Here is a 14,448-nt window from a genome sequence, read left to right as displayed (position 1 = left end):
TTTTTTAAAATGTATTTTAAATGCATTTTATGCGATTACGCCGCCAAACGCTACGCCGGTGAATTACCTGCTACGTTTATCAGCAGTGCACAGCGAGAAATCACCATGAAAAAATACCGGATCACCGATGTTTCGCGGCTTCATGATTATCAGCATGATGGCGAACAGCGGCAAGTTCGACTCTGGCAAATTGAGGCGCTTTGCGCTTTTGGCAACGTCGTGGCCGGGCAAGGCGGCGGCTGGATTGAGGAAGAAGCGAACCTGAGCCACGAGGGAACCTGCTGGCTTGAGCCTGACGCCCTGATCTGGAACGGTGCGACGGTTGAAGATGACGCAAAAATCCTCGGCGAGTCTGAAATTTGCCATCACGCAAAAGTGGGCGGCAAGGTGCTGGTCGAGGATTCCCGCATCAGCGGCGAATGCTTTATCTCGGGCTCGGCCCGCGTGTTGCAGCAGAGCCAGGTGATTGCCGTGCTGGGGCTGACCGAAGATACAGAAATGCGGCTGCAAATCTACGGGAACGCCACGGTGCTGGCCTCACGCATCGTCCATCAGGCACAAATCTACGGCCACGCGCGCGTGAACAACGCCTTTGTCGAACACCGCTCAGCCATTTTTGATAACGCCGTTATTGAAGGCAATGCAGAGAACAATGTCTGGGTTTGTGATTGCGCGCAGGTGTCCGGTAACGCACGTATTATTGCCGGCAGCGGCGACAGCCAGATCCCGACCATCCGCTACTCATCTAAAGTCTATGGCAACGCCCTTATTGAAGGAGATTGCGTGCTCAGGCACCGCGTCCAGGTTTACGGTAATGCGGCGCTTATCGGCGGCCCGGTTCTGCTGGACAACAATGTACAGGTGTATGGCGAGGCGAAAGTGATGGGTAACGTGCTCATCGAAAACAACGTGCAGATTTATGATGAGGCGGCGGTGGAAGGCTTTGGCGGCGAACTGATTCATCTTCGCGGCATGAAGGATATTAACGGCGCACAGCGAATTACCCGCACGCCGTTTCATGGCATTTTTTAATCAGCAATGCGCCCGTAAATATTCTGATCGTGGAACTCGTCGTTCAGAAACTCGGCTTGCCTCAGGCAACCTTCAAGGGCAAAGCCGTTGCGTTGGGCCACCCGGTTGCTGGCCTGGTTAGTGACGATGCATTTGATGACAAACCGGCGCACTGTCCCTTCCCCCGCGTACTTGCAGATCGCGGCCTCAATCACGGCGGAAATGATCCCCTTGCCCTGCCGATCCTCGCTTAGCCAGTAGCCGATGTAGGCCGTTTTGTCGGTCGGGACTATCTGATTAAAGGAAAAGACGCCCGCCAGCTCGCCGCGATAGAGGATCATAAACATCTTCGCGTAGCCTTTATGGTGGAGAACATAGTTCCCCTGCAGCGTTTTGCGGGTGTCGCCCTCGGAAACAACATACTGCGGCCAGTTCATCGCCTTTTGCAGCCAGCTTTTATTGCGCTGCACCAGGGCAAAAACGTCCTTCACGAACCGCTCGTTCACCGAATGCAGTTCGATATCATCATTAACCGCAATCACTTCATCCTGCCAGGCCTGCTGTTGTTCCACTCGTGACTCCTGCTTTTGTTAGAAGGTGACAGTTATCTTATGTCACTTTTTTGTGGCAACGCACGAGATTTAAAATACCGCCAAAAGTGAACATATAGAAATTCATTATGAAAGAGTATTTATGCAATAAGAGGACGAGATGGTGAAACGGGCATAAAAAAGCCCCGCGGCTTTTACGCGGCGGGGCTGGATGATTAACGCATTTCGCGGTCGTCAACGTATTTACGTTTGTCCGGCGGTGGTGGGAAATACTGGTACAGCCAGGTTTCACTGATCGCTTTGCCCTGGCAACGCAGGAACATGCGCATCTCGACCGGGTCGGTGGCGTCGTTGGTCGGATACCAGTCAAACAGAATGCGGTAGCCGTCAAACGGTTCGACGTAGAGGATCTCAATCTGCTTCGCTTCGCCGTTGGAGAGCGTAATCACCGGCTCAATCCCCTTCGGCGCGGCGGCTTTCAAATCGCCCCCGATAAAGTCGATAGCAAAGCGGCGGGACCATTTTTCCGGGAAGTGTTCACCCGGCGCCCAGCCTTCCGGGAAGCTGCCCATCCCGGTGCGGGTGGCGTAAACGCGGGCCAGATCCGTCGTCACCGGCGGCAAACCGCTCCAGTAGAGCCGATATTTGAACTCGAATTCGTCCCCGGCTTTGACCGGTTTTTCCGGCTGCCAGAAGCAGACAATATTGTCGAGCGTTTCGCCGGTGGTCGGGATTTCCATCAGGCCAACGGTGCCTTTGCCCCACTTGTTACGCGGCTCTACCCACAGGCTTGGACGCTTGTTGTACCAGCCCATGATGTCCTGGTAGCTGGCAAAGTCGTGATCCAGCTGCAGCAGGCCAAAGCCTTTCGGGTTCTCGTCCATAAAGGCGTTGAACTGAAGTTTTTGCGGGTTATTCAGCGGGCGGCAAATCCACTCGCCGTTACCGAGCCACATGGCCAGGCGGTCGGAGTCATGAATTTGCGGGTGAATGGTGTCGCAGGTCCGGCGTTCGTTGGTGCCGCAGGCAAACATGCTGGTCATCGGCGCGATACCCAGCTGTTTGACGTCTTTCCGGGCATAAAGGTGATTGTCCACCTCCATCACCACGCGCTCGGCTTCACAGCTGATAATAAATTTGTACGCGCCGGTCACGCTTGGGCTGTCGAGTAAGGCATAGACCACAAAAGTCGTGTCGGTGGCTTTCGGCGTTTCAAACCAGAACGAGGTGAAGTCCGGGAACTCTTCCGGCGTGTCGGTGAAGGTGTCCACCGCGAGGCCACGGGCGGACAGCCCATACTGGTACGTGCTGTCTACGGCACGGAAATAGCTCGCGCCGAGGAAGGAGACGACGTCACGGCGCGCCAGCTCCGGTGCCTTGAAGACTTTCAGGCCGGCAAAGCCGAGATCCGTCTGGCCTTCGAGCTGCCTGGTGTCTACGCCAGCATTGTTGTAGTTAAACAATTCCGGGCGGAAGTGGATTTCGCGCGCCTGATGGGTGGCGGAATCCAGCGAGAACATTCTGACGCGGCGGCGGAACCCCATGCCGACGTGGAAGAACTGCACGTCAAGCTGGCGGTTTTCGATGTTGTTCCACAGCGAATGATCGGCGTCGTACTGAATGGCGTTATAAGCCTGAGGCGTCAGGTTAGCCAGGGTGTTGGGCAGGGCGCGCGGTGCCCCGCCCCATGGTTTTTTCGACAGGTCGTGCGCCATGCCCTGAAGCACCGCAAAATCGAAGGCGGTGGAGTGCCCGTCAGCGATGCCTGATTCGGCAGCAAAGGCGCTTCGGGAGAATAGCGTGGCAAGGGTTGGCGTGCCGCAGGCAGCGGCGAGAGCCATAGAGGCCTGGATAAAACGTCTGCGATTCATGCCTGAGAAATCGTCCTTATGTGTCGATGTGTTTTGTTCCTCCCGACGGGAAGAACAGCGGCAAGAGACTGCTACCTGTACGACCGCACACTCTAGACAAAATTCACAGTGAATCCAATGGGCGGAGAAGGCGTTTGGGGGAGGAACGAAAGTTTTTTTTCAGGAAACCAGATATCACCGAAAAATTCGCCATTGCCTGGCGAAAAAAACGCTAAAGGCCCGTCAGCCTGTGTGCCGACGAGCCCTGTCAACGTTACTTCACGCTGACGTCGATGCCGGGGAAGAACTTCTGCGCGAGCTTAGTCACGGTGCCGTCGGCTTTCACCTTATCGATGGCCGCATCCAGCTCTTTTTTCGTGACAGCGTCACCTTTACGCAGACCAAAACCAATCCCGCTGCCGAGAATGGTGTCGTCGCTCACCGGCTTGCCGATAAAGCCAAAGCCCTTGCCCTGCGGCGTGCTGAGGAAGCCCGCCTGACCTGCCGCGGACATCACCAGAGAGGCATCAATACGGCCGTTCAGCAAGTCAGCCCAGGCCATGTTCTGGTCTTTGTAAGACACAACGTTCACGCCCTGCTTTTCCCAGTGCTCTTTGGCATAGGTTTCCTGAATGGAGCCCTGGAGCACGCCGATGGTTTTGCCTTTCAGCCCTTCCGCCGTGGCTTCAAGGCCGCTGCCTTCTTTGCCCACCAGCTGAGACGGAATACGGTAGATTGGCTGGGTAAAGTCGATGCTTTTACGACGCTGCTCGGTGATGTTCATTGCCGAGTTGATGGCGTCAAACTTCTTCGCCACCAGCCCCGGGATCAGCGAATCAAACGACGTTTCAACCCAGGTACATTTCAGGCTGGCCGCCTGGCAAATGGCTTTCCCCAGCTCGACGTCAAACCCTTCCAGCTCGCCCGCGCTGTTGCGGCTTTCAAACGGGGGATACTCCGCTTCGAGGCCATAGCGCAGCTCGCCGGCGGCCAGCGCAGAAAACGAAGAACACAGCCCGAGCAGCAAACTTAACGCATACATTTTTTTCATCATGACCCCTTATCAGCGTGGCTTAACCCGGCACAGCGCTTCAGCGCCCGCCCGAAGTGTGGCTTCATCTTTGGCAAATGAGAGCCGGATAATTTTATTGTCAGTACCGTCGGTATAAAACGCGGAGAGCGGAATGGTCGCCACGCCGTAATCAGTGATTAACCGCTTCACCATCTCGCTGTCGGACTCATCGCTGAAGTGCCCGAAGCGGGCCAGCAGGAAGAATGACCCACCGCTCGGCAGCAGTTCAAACGGCGAATCAGCCAGCAAAGACTGCATTAAATCACGCTTGCGCTGATAAAACGCCGCCAGTGAAAGATAAGTTTGCGGATCGCTCATATAGTCGGCGAACGCATACTGCATCGGCGTGTCGGCGGAGAACATCAGGAACTGATGCACCTTGCAGATCTCATCCATCAGCGCCGCCGGGGCCAGGCAATACCCGACCCGCCAGCCCGTGACGTGGAAGGTTTTACCGAACGACGACACAATCACGCTGCGCTCGGCAAGCTGCGGGTGCGTCGCCATGCCGTGGTGCTTTTTGCCGTCAAAGACGATGTGTTCATACACTTCATCGGACAGGATCACAATGTCGGTGTCGCGAGTTACCGCCGCCAGCATTTCCAGATCATGGGCGCTAAATACCTGCCCGCTTGGGTTATGCGGCGTGTTCACGATGATCATCCGCGTGCGTGGCGTAATCGCCGCCCGCACTTCGTCCCAGTCAACGGTAAAATCAGGCAGGCTCAGCTTGAGCGCCACCGGTTTGGCGCCCTGCAGGCGGACAATCGGCGCGTAGCTGTCGAAAGAAGGCTCAAAGTAGATAACTTCATCGCCGGGATGTACCAGACCGCCGATCGCAGAATAAAGCCCTTCGCTGGCGCTGGCGGTGACCAGCACCTCCTCTGCGGGGTCATACACGGCCCCGTAAAGGCTCGCCACTTTGTCGGCAATCAGCTGTTTCAGGGACGCCAGACCGGTCATCGGGGCGTACTGGTTATGCCCTTCCTGCATGGCTTTGGTGACGCCAGCGACCAGTTTCGGGTCGCAGGGGAAGTTGGGTGCCCCCTGAGAAAGATTTATCGCCTTGTGCTGCGCGGAAAGCTGGCCGATCACCGTAAAAATCGTGGTTCCGACGTCCGGCAATTTTGAACGTTGTTGTACCGGGGTTTGTATGGCCATAGCGGCTCCTGAACGTGATGCGATTTGCATAACTATTCAATATCGCCGCCATTGCCACGACAATCGAATTGTTGTCATAATAGCCATGCAAAAAATGCATAGCTCAGCGGAGAGCATCATGACCCGGCGTAATTTTCCCCTAAATACTCTCGATGCTTTTCTGGTCACGGCCAGGCACCTGAACCTCACCCGGGCGGCAAAAGAGCTTTGCCTGACCCAGGGCGCCGTCAGCCGTAAAATTGCGGCGCTGGAGCAGTGGCTGGGGTTCGCGCTTTTTGAGCGCCATGCACGCGGATTACGCCTCACGCCACAGGGCAGCGCCCTGCTGCCCGATCTCCAGAACGCCTTCAACACGCTGCTGGACGTGGCCGACCGGGCCAGCCATAAGCCTGAGATTATTCGTCTTAAGGCCCCCACCTGCGCCATGCGCTGGCTGGTGCCGAAGCTGATTCAGCTTGAGCAGCGTATGCCGGAGATCCTGGTTGCGTTAACCACGACCGTGGAGCACGGCGTCAATTTCAAAAACGAACCGTTTGATGCCGCCATTGTGTTTGGTCAACAGGCCAAAAGCGGCGCGCTGCTGTTTGAAGAGCGTCTGACGCCGGTTATCAGTCAGGCGTTGCTTCCGCCGGAGACGAGCAACTGGGAGCGGCTGACCTTTTTGCACCCGACTCGCGATCGTACCGACTGGTCATTATGGCTTGGAAAGAACCCTTCACCGCCTTGGCTGGCGATGCAGAAAAATCAGCATTTCGACACCATGGATCTGGCGATCAGCGCCGCTATTCAGGGGTTTGGGATAGCCATCGCAGACGAAACGCTGGTGGCCGAAGATCTTCGTACCGGGCGGTTAGTGCGGCCTTTTACCGGGAGCGTAAAAACCGGGGCCAGTTACAGGCTGGCGGTGAAGCCCGGCAGCGAAGGCGCCGCCGGGCTGGAGGCCTTTTGCAATGCGTTGCTCAGTCCAGGCTGACGTGGTGTTTCATCACTCGCTTAAATAACTGCATTCTCAGCCGCATAAAGCGATTTTCGACCTTAAACTGCGCCCGCAGATGAACGCCCAGCCGCAGCGTGCGGTCCCGCCCTTTGGTGCTGGCAGGCCAGCTTAACGGCCCTGGTAACGCTTTGCTGTGCGCTCTGGCGCTGCGGGCGAAGCTGACCCAATAATCGCCAATCTGAGCGGCAAACTGCAGGTCGCGTTCAGTCACGTATTCACTGGCAGGCGGGGAAAGCTGCAGCGTGTTAAAGACATAAGCCACTTCGTTGCCGTGCCAGGTGCCGTTGGCGTAGGTTTCACGCTCGGCCTCCGCCACGTAGTCAAAATAATACCGCCAGCAGGGCTGGCCTGCGCGCTGTTGCGCCTGCATCACCACAAACCCCAGCGTGGTAAAGGCCATGTCCCGGCACACCTGACGGCCCAGCTCAGCGTCACCCTTAACGCCGGGATACAGCAATTTGATAAGCCCCAGACCGAGACGCTTTTCCCGGCGCAGAAGCGCAACCTGCCCGGCGGGATCTATCCCGAAGTAGCTCAGCACGCTCGCCTCATCGCTGTTGCTGCCCACCATCAGCGGCATCCGGTGCTGTCGTGCGGCAAAAAACGTGTCCAGCATGGGTTCAGGCAAAACAATATCGCCGCTGATGGGCGTCGGCCCGATGTTTAGCGGGGCTTCCAGCGCCCATAATTCACTGGCGGGAAGGGAACGCAGCGCTTCAGCGTTCGCATTCTTCAGCCCAAAATGTTCTGCCACCGCCACGCCGCGCTTCAACGCTTTACGGCGATCGACATCCGGCAGCGTGTAGGCGCTTTGTATAATCCCCTTGTGGAACAGGCCGCTGGCTAAAGGCGATGCCAGCAGAGAAAGCACGCTGCGGGCGCCTGCTGACTCGCCAAACAGCGTGACGTTGCTGGCGTCTCCGCCAAAAGCAGCGATGTTGGCCTGCACCCACTTCAGCGCGGCAATCTGATCGAGCAAGGCAAAGTTGTGGATCGGCCCAGCCGGATTTTCTTCATCCAATGCGGGATGAGCAAAAAAGCCCAGATGCCCAAGCCGGTAGTTCACCGTCACTAACACCACGCCCCGCGAGGCCAGCGCGGCGCCATCATACGGAGGTAAAGAACCGGCTCCAATGGTGTAGCCGCCCCCGTGCAGCCAGACCATCACCGGCAAGGGTTTGCCCGTTCGCCGGGCGGGAGTCCAGATATTGAGATAAAGGCAGTCTTCTGAAAACTGGCCCGGATCGCCGCCGCCGACGGCTTTGCAGTATTCCAGGCTTTGCCAACAGGCCGGAGCGAAGGTATCGGCGACGCGAATACCTTGCCAGTTTTCTGGCGGCTGAGGCGCTCGCCAGCGCAGGTTTTCAGTGGGAGGCATGGCAAAAGGAATACCGCGATACACCGCAATATCCCCCTGAAGGACGCCGCTCAGTTGACCCTGAGCGACGTTAACAACGTGTTCCATCTGCTGTTCCTTGTAGCTGACATCCCAGCAGGGTAACGCGTTTACAGTAAACCGCAACGGCGTTTGCTGCGATCCTCCGCCTGTTGATAAAGGCTGAATTCATCGGCCACCGCCGCACCCAGCGCCATTTCAAACTCGCTGCGGCTGGAGTGCCCGTGCTGCCGCTGGCCACCGTCGTTGCCTAAATTTGACTGGAAGATGCCCGCGGCGCTAACCGGCAGGAAATCTTCATAGATGATGGGCTGGGCGATGAGCCAGCCGCGCTCAATCAACAACTGCGGATCGTCGCCTGGTTTGATGGACTGGCGATGCATGTCGCCCACCGGCGTCAGGCGGTAGCGAAAATAGGCCAGCCCCTGGCGACGAAGCAGCGCGTCGCTGTCCGGGAAGCGGCTGAAGACTTCCTGCAAATGCTGCTGATGACTTAGGTTGTCCTTGCCGTTTCCCGCTTCGAGCAATAATTCATCATACAGCGCGCGGCCTTTAGGCGTCAGCGCCACGCCGCGCTGCTCAATCTCACCAAATCGGGCGGTGTGCGTGCCGTGGTGCTCACCGGCAAACAAAATAGGCTCTTCCAGCGCTTTAAAACTGGTCTGACGCAGCAAAATGGGGCGTTCACGGCGAGGTGGGCCTTCAATAATGGCTTTGGGCGAGATGCCCCGCTCCGGCATCATCGCCTGAACGCGGTCGATATCCAGCGTGCGCGGCGTGAGATGGTTAATGTGGCAGCCACGGAAGCAAACCACATCGGCGATCAGGCGATGCTCGTCGTGCAGGGCGCGGTAAGTGTCGGCGTCAACCGTGGCATGCTGATGCCAGCGGAAGGTTTCCAGCGCTTCGGCCACAAAGGTGTTCGCCTCTGCCTCGCTGAATCCGCCCTGCCTGTCGTGGAGATCGAGCATTTCGCGGCAGCGGGGAGTGAAAATGTCGCGTTTATCGAGGATTGCGGCAGCGCGAGCCCTTAGCGTCGGGTTGTCGATAAGCTCCAGACGCAATAAAGAGGTAAACACGCGGAAGGGATTACGCGCCAGCGCCTGGTCGTCAATCGGGCGGAAAGCGGTGGAATGTACCGGTACCCCGGCCTGGGAAAGATCGTAGTAACCCACCGGATGCATGCCCATCACCGCGAAAATTCGCTTCAGCACCGCCAGCTCTTCGGCCTTACCTACGCGAATCGCGCCGTGGCGCTCTACGTTTAACCTTGCCAGCTCGTCAGCATTTTCGAGCTGCTGGTGCAGCTCAGGATCGTGTTCCAGCACGGCCAGGTTTACATCCGCCACCAGTTCTAACAGCGTGCCGTACTGCGGAACTTCTTGCTGGTACATCGCCGACATAGCTTGCGAAAATTTGTCCCGAATCTCATCGGCCGTGAGGGTGTTCGCCATGATGTCATGCCTCCAGTGGATAGTGCTGAAAGCGTAGAACCTGGTGGATCACTTATCAGGAAGAATTTCCATTTTGTGATCTGCTTTGCAGCACCTAAAAAGTAATTTTTTCAGCACATTACATAACGCAGCGTTATGCAGAATGCCTACCACAAAGAGTATAAATTAACAAAAAATTAACTAAAACAGGCCGCGTTAAAATCTGCAGATCGGCATCACTTTTCAGCAAAATAGCGCCCTTTTGTCGAAAAAATCTTCTCTGATTTAAAGTGGTTATGTGCCTGGCCACAACAAAATGTTAATAATATTTTGCAATGAAGTTATCAAAATTCAACACCGAGGCTTGTCAGCGAAGCCGGACTGTTTTTAACATTGCTTATGGAAAAAAATGGTCTCTTCAGTCAGCGCATTCGCTTGCGCCATTTACATACTTTCGTGGCCGTCGCTCAGCAGGGAACACTGGGTCGCGCGGCTGAAACTCTTAACCTGAGCCAGCCGGCGCTCTCCAAAACCCTCAATGAGCTGGAGCAGCTTACCGGCACACGTCTGTTCGAACGCGGGCGGTTAGGCGCTCAGCTAACGCTCACCGGCGAGCAGTTTTTAACCCATGCGGTAAAAGTGCTTGATGCCCTGAATCATGCCGGGCAGTCGTTTGTACGCCGGGAAGACCGGCCTTCTGATGTGATACGTATTGGCGCGCTGCCTACCGCCGCGCTGGGTATTTTACCGGCGGTGATCGGCGAGTTTCATAGGCAGCAGAGCGACGTCACCCTGCAGGTTGGCACCATGAATAACACCATGCTGCTGGCGGGATTGAAGTCCGGGGAACTGGATTTAGGCATCGGGCGCATGTCCGATCCTGAGCTAATGACGGGCCTGAACTATGAACTGCTGTTCCTTGAGTCTCTCAAGCTGGTTGTTCGCCCTAATCATCCGCTGCTGCATGAAAATATTACCCTTAGCCGGGTGATGGAATGGCCCGCGGTGGTCTCCCCTCAGGGCACGGTGCCACGCGATAACGCGGAATCTCTGCTCGCGTCACAGGGCTGCAAGCTGCCTTCAACCTGCATCGAAACGCTGTCGGCTTCGCTCTCCCGCCAGCTGACCGTCGACTACAACTATGTCTGGTTTGTGCCTTCTGGCGCGGTGAAGGACGATTTGCGCCAGGGCACGCTGACCGCGCTTCCTGTCCCGATTCCGGGCGTCGGGGAACCTATCGGGATCCTTACGCGGGTGGACACTCAGCTCTCAACGGCTGCGCAAATTCTGCTGTCGTCGATTCGTAAATCAATGCCGTCCTGAGGGAGCTCGCCGCCATCCCGCCGCTCAACGGCTTCGTTTGGCGTGTTTCTCCCAGGTGTCCAGTTTGGCCTGCTCTGATTTTTTTAAAGCAACATAGCAGGCCCCGCTTCCGCCGTGGTGCGGCATCGCCACGCAAAAAGCCTGCACTTCGTCAAACTCGGCCAGCCAGCGCCCAAGGAAGCTACGCACCACGTTGGCATGGGATTTATCTTCTCGTCCTTTGCCGTGCACGATGAGCACATTACGCAGGCCATCCTGCTTAGCCTGCATAATGTAGGCAAACAACATCTGCCGGCAGCGCTCCACGGGCTGGCGGAGCAGATTAAGACTTGCCTGCTGGCCGTATTTTCCGAGCCGGAGCTTATCCAGGACGCCGCTCTGCAGACCCTCTCGCTTGTACTCCAGCGGCGTGTCGAGGGGAATGATGTCCAAAAAGTCGGTGGTGAGAAAGTTGTCCAGTTGGATGGGGTCTGGCTTCACGCCAATGTGCTCTTTCTGAGGTTTGATCCACTGGCTGTCCGCACAGTTTTTCAGCGGTTTGACATCCTCCATGGCGTCAAGAAACAGCGATTTGTCGTCAAGGTTCACGGTCAATCCTCCTGAGTTAGCTGCCGCTACTATAACCCCGCCCTGCCTGAGGCTCAACGGGACAGCCGTGGGAGATATTTCAGAATAGTTGGCAAATTATTTATGTCACCGGATCTTTAAAATGAAAATATAAAGTTTGCATTTACGTTAAAAAAAGGTAAATCAAATAACCGTAAAAGAAATTATTATTCCCTTCACCGGGGAAATAATCACCGCCGCAATCAGACGGTCAGTCGCTAACTATTTCGGGCGATAAGTCAGGGAAGTTATCAAACTTTTTTCTCTACTTCCGGCCATTATTTTCCGTCTTCGCCTGGAAATTTAGATGCGGTGATAATCCTTTTGAGGTCTGGCTGACGCGGTTGGGGGCATGTTATCTTTTCAGCCTCAAAATGGGCCGCGCATTCGTTCAGGCCTGACAAAAAACGGAGTAATACCGTGCTGACAATACTGGAAGATAAGATTGACACCCCGCTTGGGCCGCTGTGGATCTTGTGCGACGAACAATTCAGGCTTCGGGCCGTGGAATGGGAAGAACACAGCGACCGCATGGAGCAGCTGTTGAATATTCACTATGGGAAACAAGGATTTCAACGCGTTAGCAGCCGTAACCCTGGGGGCCTTAGTGACAAGCTGCGTGACTATTTTGCTGGCGATCTGGCGGTGATCGATACTCTGCCCACGGCGACGGCTGGCACGGATTTCCAGCGTCAGGTTTGGCAGGCTTTGCGCGATATCCCCTGTGGACGAGTGATGCATTATGGCGAACTGGCAGAACAGCTAGGCCGCGCCGGGGCCGCTCGCGCTGTCGGCGCCGCGAACGGCTCAAACCCGGTGAGCATTGTGGTGCCGTGCCATCGCGTCATTGGTCGAAACGGCACGATGACCGGGTATGCAGGCGGCGTGGCGCGGAAAGAGTGGCTGCTGCGCCATGAAGGTTATTTATTACTGTGATGGTGCCAAAAGTGCGGCTATTTATTCCAAAAAAGAGTAGCTGCATTTTAATGTTTCAGGGAATTCAACAAGATGAAGACCCTTTTTTAACCCCCTCCCTTTATTATTGTCCGAATAACGTTCTGCCAGACTTACCTGATCGCGAAAAAGATGTTAAAATTGACCAATATCAATTACGGTCCGAGCATATCTATGATCCCTGAAAAGCGTATTATTCGACGAATTCAGTCTGGCGGTTGTGCTATCCATTGCCAGGATTGCAGCATCAGTCAATTATGCATTCCCTTCACGCTTAATGAGCATGAACTCGATCAGCTTGATAATATCATCGAGCGTAAAAAGCCGATTCAAAAGGGTCAAACCCTGTTTAAAGCAGGTGATGAACTGAAATCGCTGTACGCTATTCGCTCTGGCACCATCAAAAGCTACACCATTACCGAGCAAGGCGATGAGCAAATCACCGGTTTCCACCTCGCAGGCGACCTGGTCGGCTTCGACGCCATCGGCACTGGCCATCACCCGAGCTTTGCTCAGGCACTCGAAACGTCGATGGTTTGTGAAATCCCGTTTGAAACGCTCGACGATTTGTCCGGTAAAATGCCGAGCCTGCGCCAGCAGATGATGCGCCTGATGAGCGGCGAAATTAAAGGCGATCAGGACATGATTTTGCTGCTGTCCAAAAAGAATGCCGAAGAGCGCCTGGCGGCCTTTATCTACAATCTTTCTCGCCGCTTTGCGCAGCGCGGTTTCTCACCGCGTGAGTTTCGCCTGACCATGACCCGTGGCGATATCGGTAACTACCTGGGGCTGACGGTAGAAACCATCAGCCGCCTGCTGGGTCGCTTCCAGAAAAACGGTATGCTGGCGGTGAAAGGCAAGTACATCACTATCGAGAATATCGATCTGTTATCCGACCTCGCGGGCCAGTCGCGCAGCGTTGCCTGATAACCCTCCCCTTTGCCGGATCGGCTTTTATCCCTTTTATTGATCCGGCAAGGGCTCTTCACCTGTTTCATTCCTTTCTTATGGGTTAATCTTACTTCACAGACTGTGGTTAAGCAGTTGTAAGGAGACCTGTATGGCAAACTACCAAAACATGCTAGTCGCGATTGATCCTAATCAGGACGATCAGCCTGCCCTGCGGCGCGCTGTTTATTTGCATCAACGGATTGGCGGCAGGATCAAAGCCTTCCTGCCTATCTATGATTTTTCCTACGAAATGACCACGCTTCTGTCCCCCGATGAACGCACCGCAATGCGCAAAGGGGTTATCAGCCAGCGCACGGCCTGGATTAAGCAACAGGCGCAGTACTATATCGAAGCCGGTATTCCTATTGATATCAAGGTGGTGTGGCATAACCGCCCGTTCGAAGCCATTATCCAGGAAGTGATCGCCGGCGGGCACGATCTGCTGCTAAAAATGGCGCACCAGCATGACAAGCTGGAAGCCGTGATTTTCACTCCAACCGACTGGCATTTGCTGCGTAAATGCCCCTGCCCGGTGTGGATGGTCAAAGACCAGCCGTGGCCGGAAGGCGGCAAGGCGCTGGTGGCGGTGAACCTTGCCAGCGAAGAGCTTTACCACAACGCGCTGAATGAAAAACTGGTGAGAGAGACGCTGAAGCTGGCGGATGATGTCAACCACACCGAGGTTCACCTGATTGGCGCGTATCCGGTTACCCCCATCAATATTGCCATTGAGCTGCCTGATTTTGATCCGAGCGTGTATAACGACGCCATTCGCGGCCAGCATCTGGTGGCCATGAAGGCGCTGCGTCAGAAATACGGCATTGATGAAAAAATGACGCACGTCGAGAAAGGCCTGCCGGAAGAGGTGATCCCTGACCTGGCCGAACATCTTCAGGCCGGGATTGTGGTACTCGGCACCGTTGGGCGAACGGGACTTTCCGCAGCATTTTTGGGCAACACCGCGGAACAGGTTATCGACCATTTGCGCTGTGATTTATTGGTGATAAAACCGGACGATTACCAGACGCCGGTTGAGATGGACGACCCGGAAGACGACTGATGTCGCCATCCATTCAAGCAAAAACCCCGCAGTCCATTTACCTGCGGGGTTTTCATTGGTCAGTGGCTGGAGCCGAATACGTT

13 protein-coding genes are annotated in these 14,448 nt (G+C 55.6%); 6 read left to right on the top strand and 7 right to left on the bottom strand.

Annotation, left to right across the window (positions count from 1 at the left end; translation table 11 throughout):
• The first annotated feature begins 105 nt into the window (after positions 1–105).
• Positions 106–1,032, top strand: coding sequence for a YdcK family protein (ydcK, locus tag WFK85_RS21050; RefSeq protein ID WP_205246493.1), 927 nt, complete (start codon positions 106–108; stop codon positions 1,030–1,032).
• Here the strand turns inward: ydcK and rimL are convergent.
• From rimL to WFK85_RS21030, 4 genes are all read right to left on the bottom strand, one after another.
• Positions 1,029–1,583 carry a 50S ribosomal protein L7/L12-serine acetyltransferase gene (rimL, locus tag WFK85_RS21045; protein ID WP_166994203.1) on the bottom strand — a complete coding sequence of 185 codons (555 nt, stop codon included), beginning with the start codon at positions 1,581–1,583 and terminating at the stop codon, positions 1,029–1,031. The two genes, ydcK and rimL, sit on opposite strands and share 4 nt — an antisense overlap.
• A 194-nt stretch (positions 1,584–1,777) precedes the next feature.
• Positions 1,778–3,433, bottom strand: coding sequence for a glucan biosynthesis protein D (locus WFK85_RS21040; RefSeq protein ID WP_336709563.1), 1,656 nt, complete (start codon positions 3,431–3,433; stop codon positions 1,778–1,780).
• A gap of 253 nt (positions 3,434–3,686) precedes the next feature.
• Positions 3,687–4,463, bottom strand: coding sequence for a transporter substrate-binding domain-containing protein (locus WFK85_RS21035; RefSeq protein ID WP_166994236.1), 777 nt, complete (start codon positions 4,461–4,463; stop codon positions 3,687–3,689).
• Between the two features lie 12 nt (positions 4,464–4,475).
• Complete coding sequence (locus WFK85_RS21030) at positions 4,476–5,645, bottom strand: methionine aminotransferase (protein ID WP_166994201.1); 1,170 nt, start codon at positions 5,643–5,645, stop codon at positions 4,476–4,478.
• Between the two features lie 118 nt (positions 5,646–5,763).
• Between WFK85_RS21030 and WFK85_RS21025 the strand changes: the two genes are divergently transcribed.
• Positions 5,764–6,618, top strand: coding sequence for a LysR family transcriptional regulator (locus WFK85_RS21025; protein WP_166994199.1), 855 nt, complete (start codon positions 5,764–5,766; stop codon positions 6,616–6,618).
• On the opposite strand, the gene WFK85_RS21020 is transcribed toward WFK85_RS21025, so the two are convergent.
• Together WFK85_RS21020 and hglS are read right to left on the bottom strand one after the other, a co-directional pair.
• On the bottom strand, positions 6,605–8,107 hold the full coding sequence (locus WFK85_RS21020; protein ID WP_336709565.1) for a carboxylesterase/lipase family protein: 1,503 nt from the start codon (positions 8,105–8,107) through the stop codon (positions 6,605–6,607). The genes WFK85_RS21025 and WFK85_RS21020 overlap by 14 nt on opposite strands.
• 41 nt (positions 8,108–8,148) lie before the next feature.
• Entirely contained in the window at positions 8,149–9,492 is a 1,344-nt protein-coding gene (hglS, locus tag WFK85_RS21015) for a 2-oxoadipate dioxygenase/decarboxylase HglS (RefSeq protein ID WP_336709566.1), read from the bottom strand.
• A gap of 378 nt (positions 9,493–9,870) precedes the next feature.
• Between hglS and WFK85_RS21010 the strand changes: the two genes are divergently transcribed.
• Complete coding sequence (locus WFK85_RS21010; RefSeq protein WP_039302512.1) at positions 9,871–10,794, top strand: LysR substrate-binding domain-containing protein; 924 nt, start codon at positions 9,871–9,873, stop codon at positions 10,792–10,794.
• 24 nt (positions 10,795–10,818) lie between these two features.
• Here the strand turns inward: WFK85_RS21010 and smrA are convergent, their stop codons facing one another.
• The gene (smrA, locus tag WFK85_RS21005) at positions 10,819–11,382 is read right to left on the bottom strand and encodes a DNA endonuclease SmrA (protein ID WP_336709568.1); all 564 of its coding nucleotides are present in this window, start codon (positions 11,380–11,382) and stop codon (positions 10,819–10,821) included.
• 438 nt (positions 11,383–11,820) lie between these two features.
• Between smrA and ogt the strand changes: the two genes are divergently transcribed.
• The 3 genes from ogt (at position 11,821) to uspE (ending at position 14,365) form a co-directional block, all read left to right on the top strand.
• Positions 11,821–12,336 carry a methylated-DNA--[protein]-cysteine S-methyltransferase gene (gene ogt / locus WFK85_RS21000; RefSeq protein ID WP_166874640.1) on the top strand — a complete coding sequence of 172 codons (516 nt, stop codon included), beginning with the start codon at positions 11,821–11,823 and terminating at the stop codon, positions 12,334–12,336.
• A gap of 192 nt (positions 12,337–12,528) precedes the next feature.
• A complete protein-coding gene (fnr, locus tag WFK85_RS20995; RefSeq protein WP_008456375.1) occupies positions 12,529–13,281 on the top strand; it encodes a fumarate/nitrate reduction transcriptional regulator Fnr in 753 nt (250 codons plus the stop codon).
• 133 nt (positions 13,282–13,414) lie between these two features.
• Positions 13,415–14,365: a universal stress protein UspE gene (gene uspE, locus WFK85_RS20990; RefSeq protein WP_008456376.1), complete on the top strand. Its 951-nt coding sequence runs from the start codon at positions 13,415–13,417 to the stop codon at positions 14,363–14,365.
• Positions 14,366–14,448 lie beyond the last annotated feature (83 nt).

Origin of the sequence: Cedecea sp. VD22 (assembly GCF_037150195.1) — a bacterium.
Taxonomy (GTDB): Bacteria; Pseudomonadota; Gammaproteobacteria; order Enterobacterales; family Enterobacteriaceae; genus Cedecea.
Note: the sequence above shows the minus strand (reverse complement) of the source record. Positions and strands in the feature narration are given on the sequence as shown.

What these genes read in the sequence shown, in the direction of transcription:
- WFK85_RS21010 (WP_039302512.1), top strand. Translation starts at nt 9,871, where the DNA reads ATGGAAAAAAATGGTCTCTTCAGTCAGCGCATTCGCTTGCGCCATTTA.
- uspE (WP_008456376.1), top strand. Translation starts at nt 13,415, where the DNA reads ATGGCAAACTACCAAAACATGCTAGTCGCGATTGATCCTAATCAGGAC.
- WFK85_RS21030 (WP_166994201.1), bottom strand. Translation starts at nt 5,645, where the DNA reads ATGGCCATACAAACCCCGGTACAACAACGTTCAAAATTGCCGGACGTC.
- WFK85_RS21040 (WP_336709563.1), bottom strand. Translation starts at nt 3,433, where the DNA reads ATGAATCGCAGACGTTTTATCCAGGCCTCTATGGCTCTCGCCGCTGCC.
- WFK85_RS21035 (WP_166994236.1), bottom strand. Translation starts at nt 4,463, where the DNA reads ATGAAAAAAATGTATGCGTTAAGTTTGCTGCTCGGGCTGTGTTCTTCG.
- hglS (WP_336709566.1), bottom strand. Translation starts at nt 9,492, where the DNA reads ATGGCGAACACCCTCACGGCCGATGAGATTCGGGACAAATTTTCGCAA.
- ydcK (WP_205246493.1), top strand. Translation starts at nt 106, where the DNA reads ATGAAAAAATACCGGATCACCGATGTTTCGCGGCTTCATGATTATCAG.
- fnr (WP_008456375.1), top strand. Translation starts at nt 12,529, where the DNA reads ATGATCCCTGAAAAGCGTATTATTCGACGAATTCAGTCTGGCGGTTGT.
- WFK85_RS21020 (WP_336709565.1), bottom strand. Translation starts at nt 8,107, where the DNA reads ATGGAACACGTTGTTAACGTCGCTCAGGGTCAACTGAGCGGCGTCCTT.
- WFK85_RS21025 (WP_166994199.1), top strand. Translation starts at nt 5,764, where the DNA reads ATGACCCGGCGTAATTTTCCCCTAAATACTCTCGATGCTTTTCTGGTC.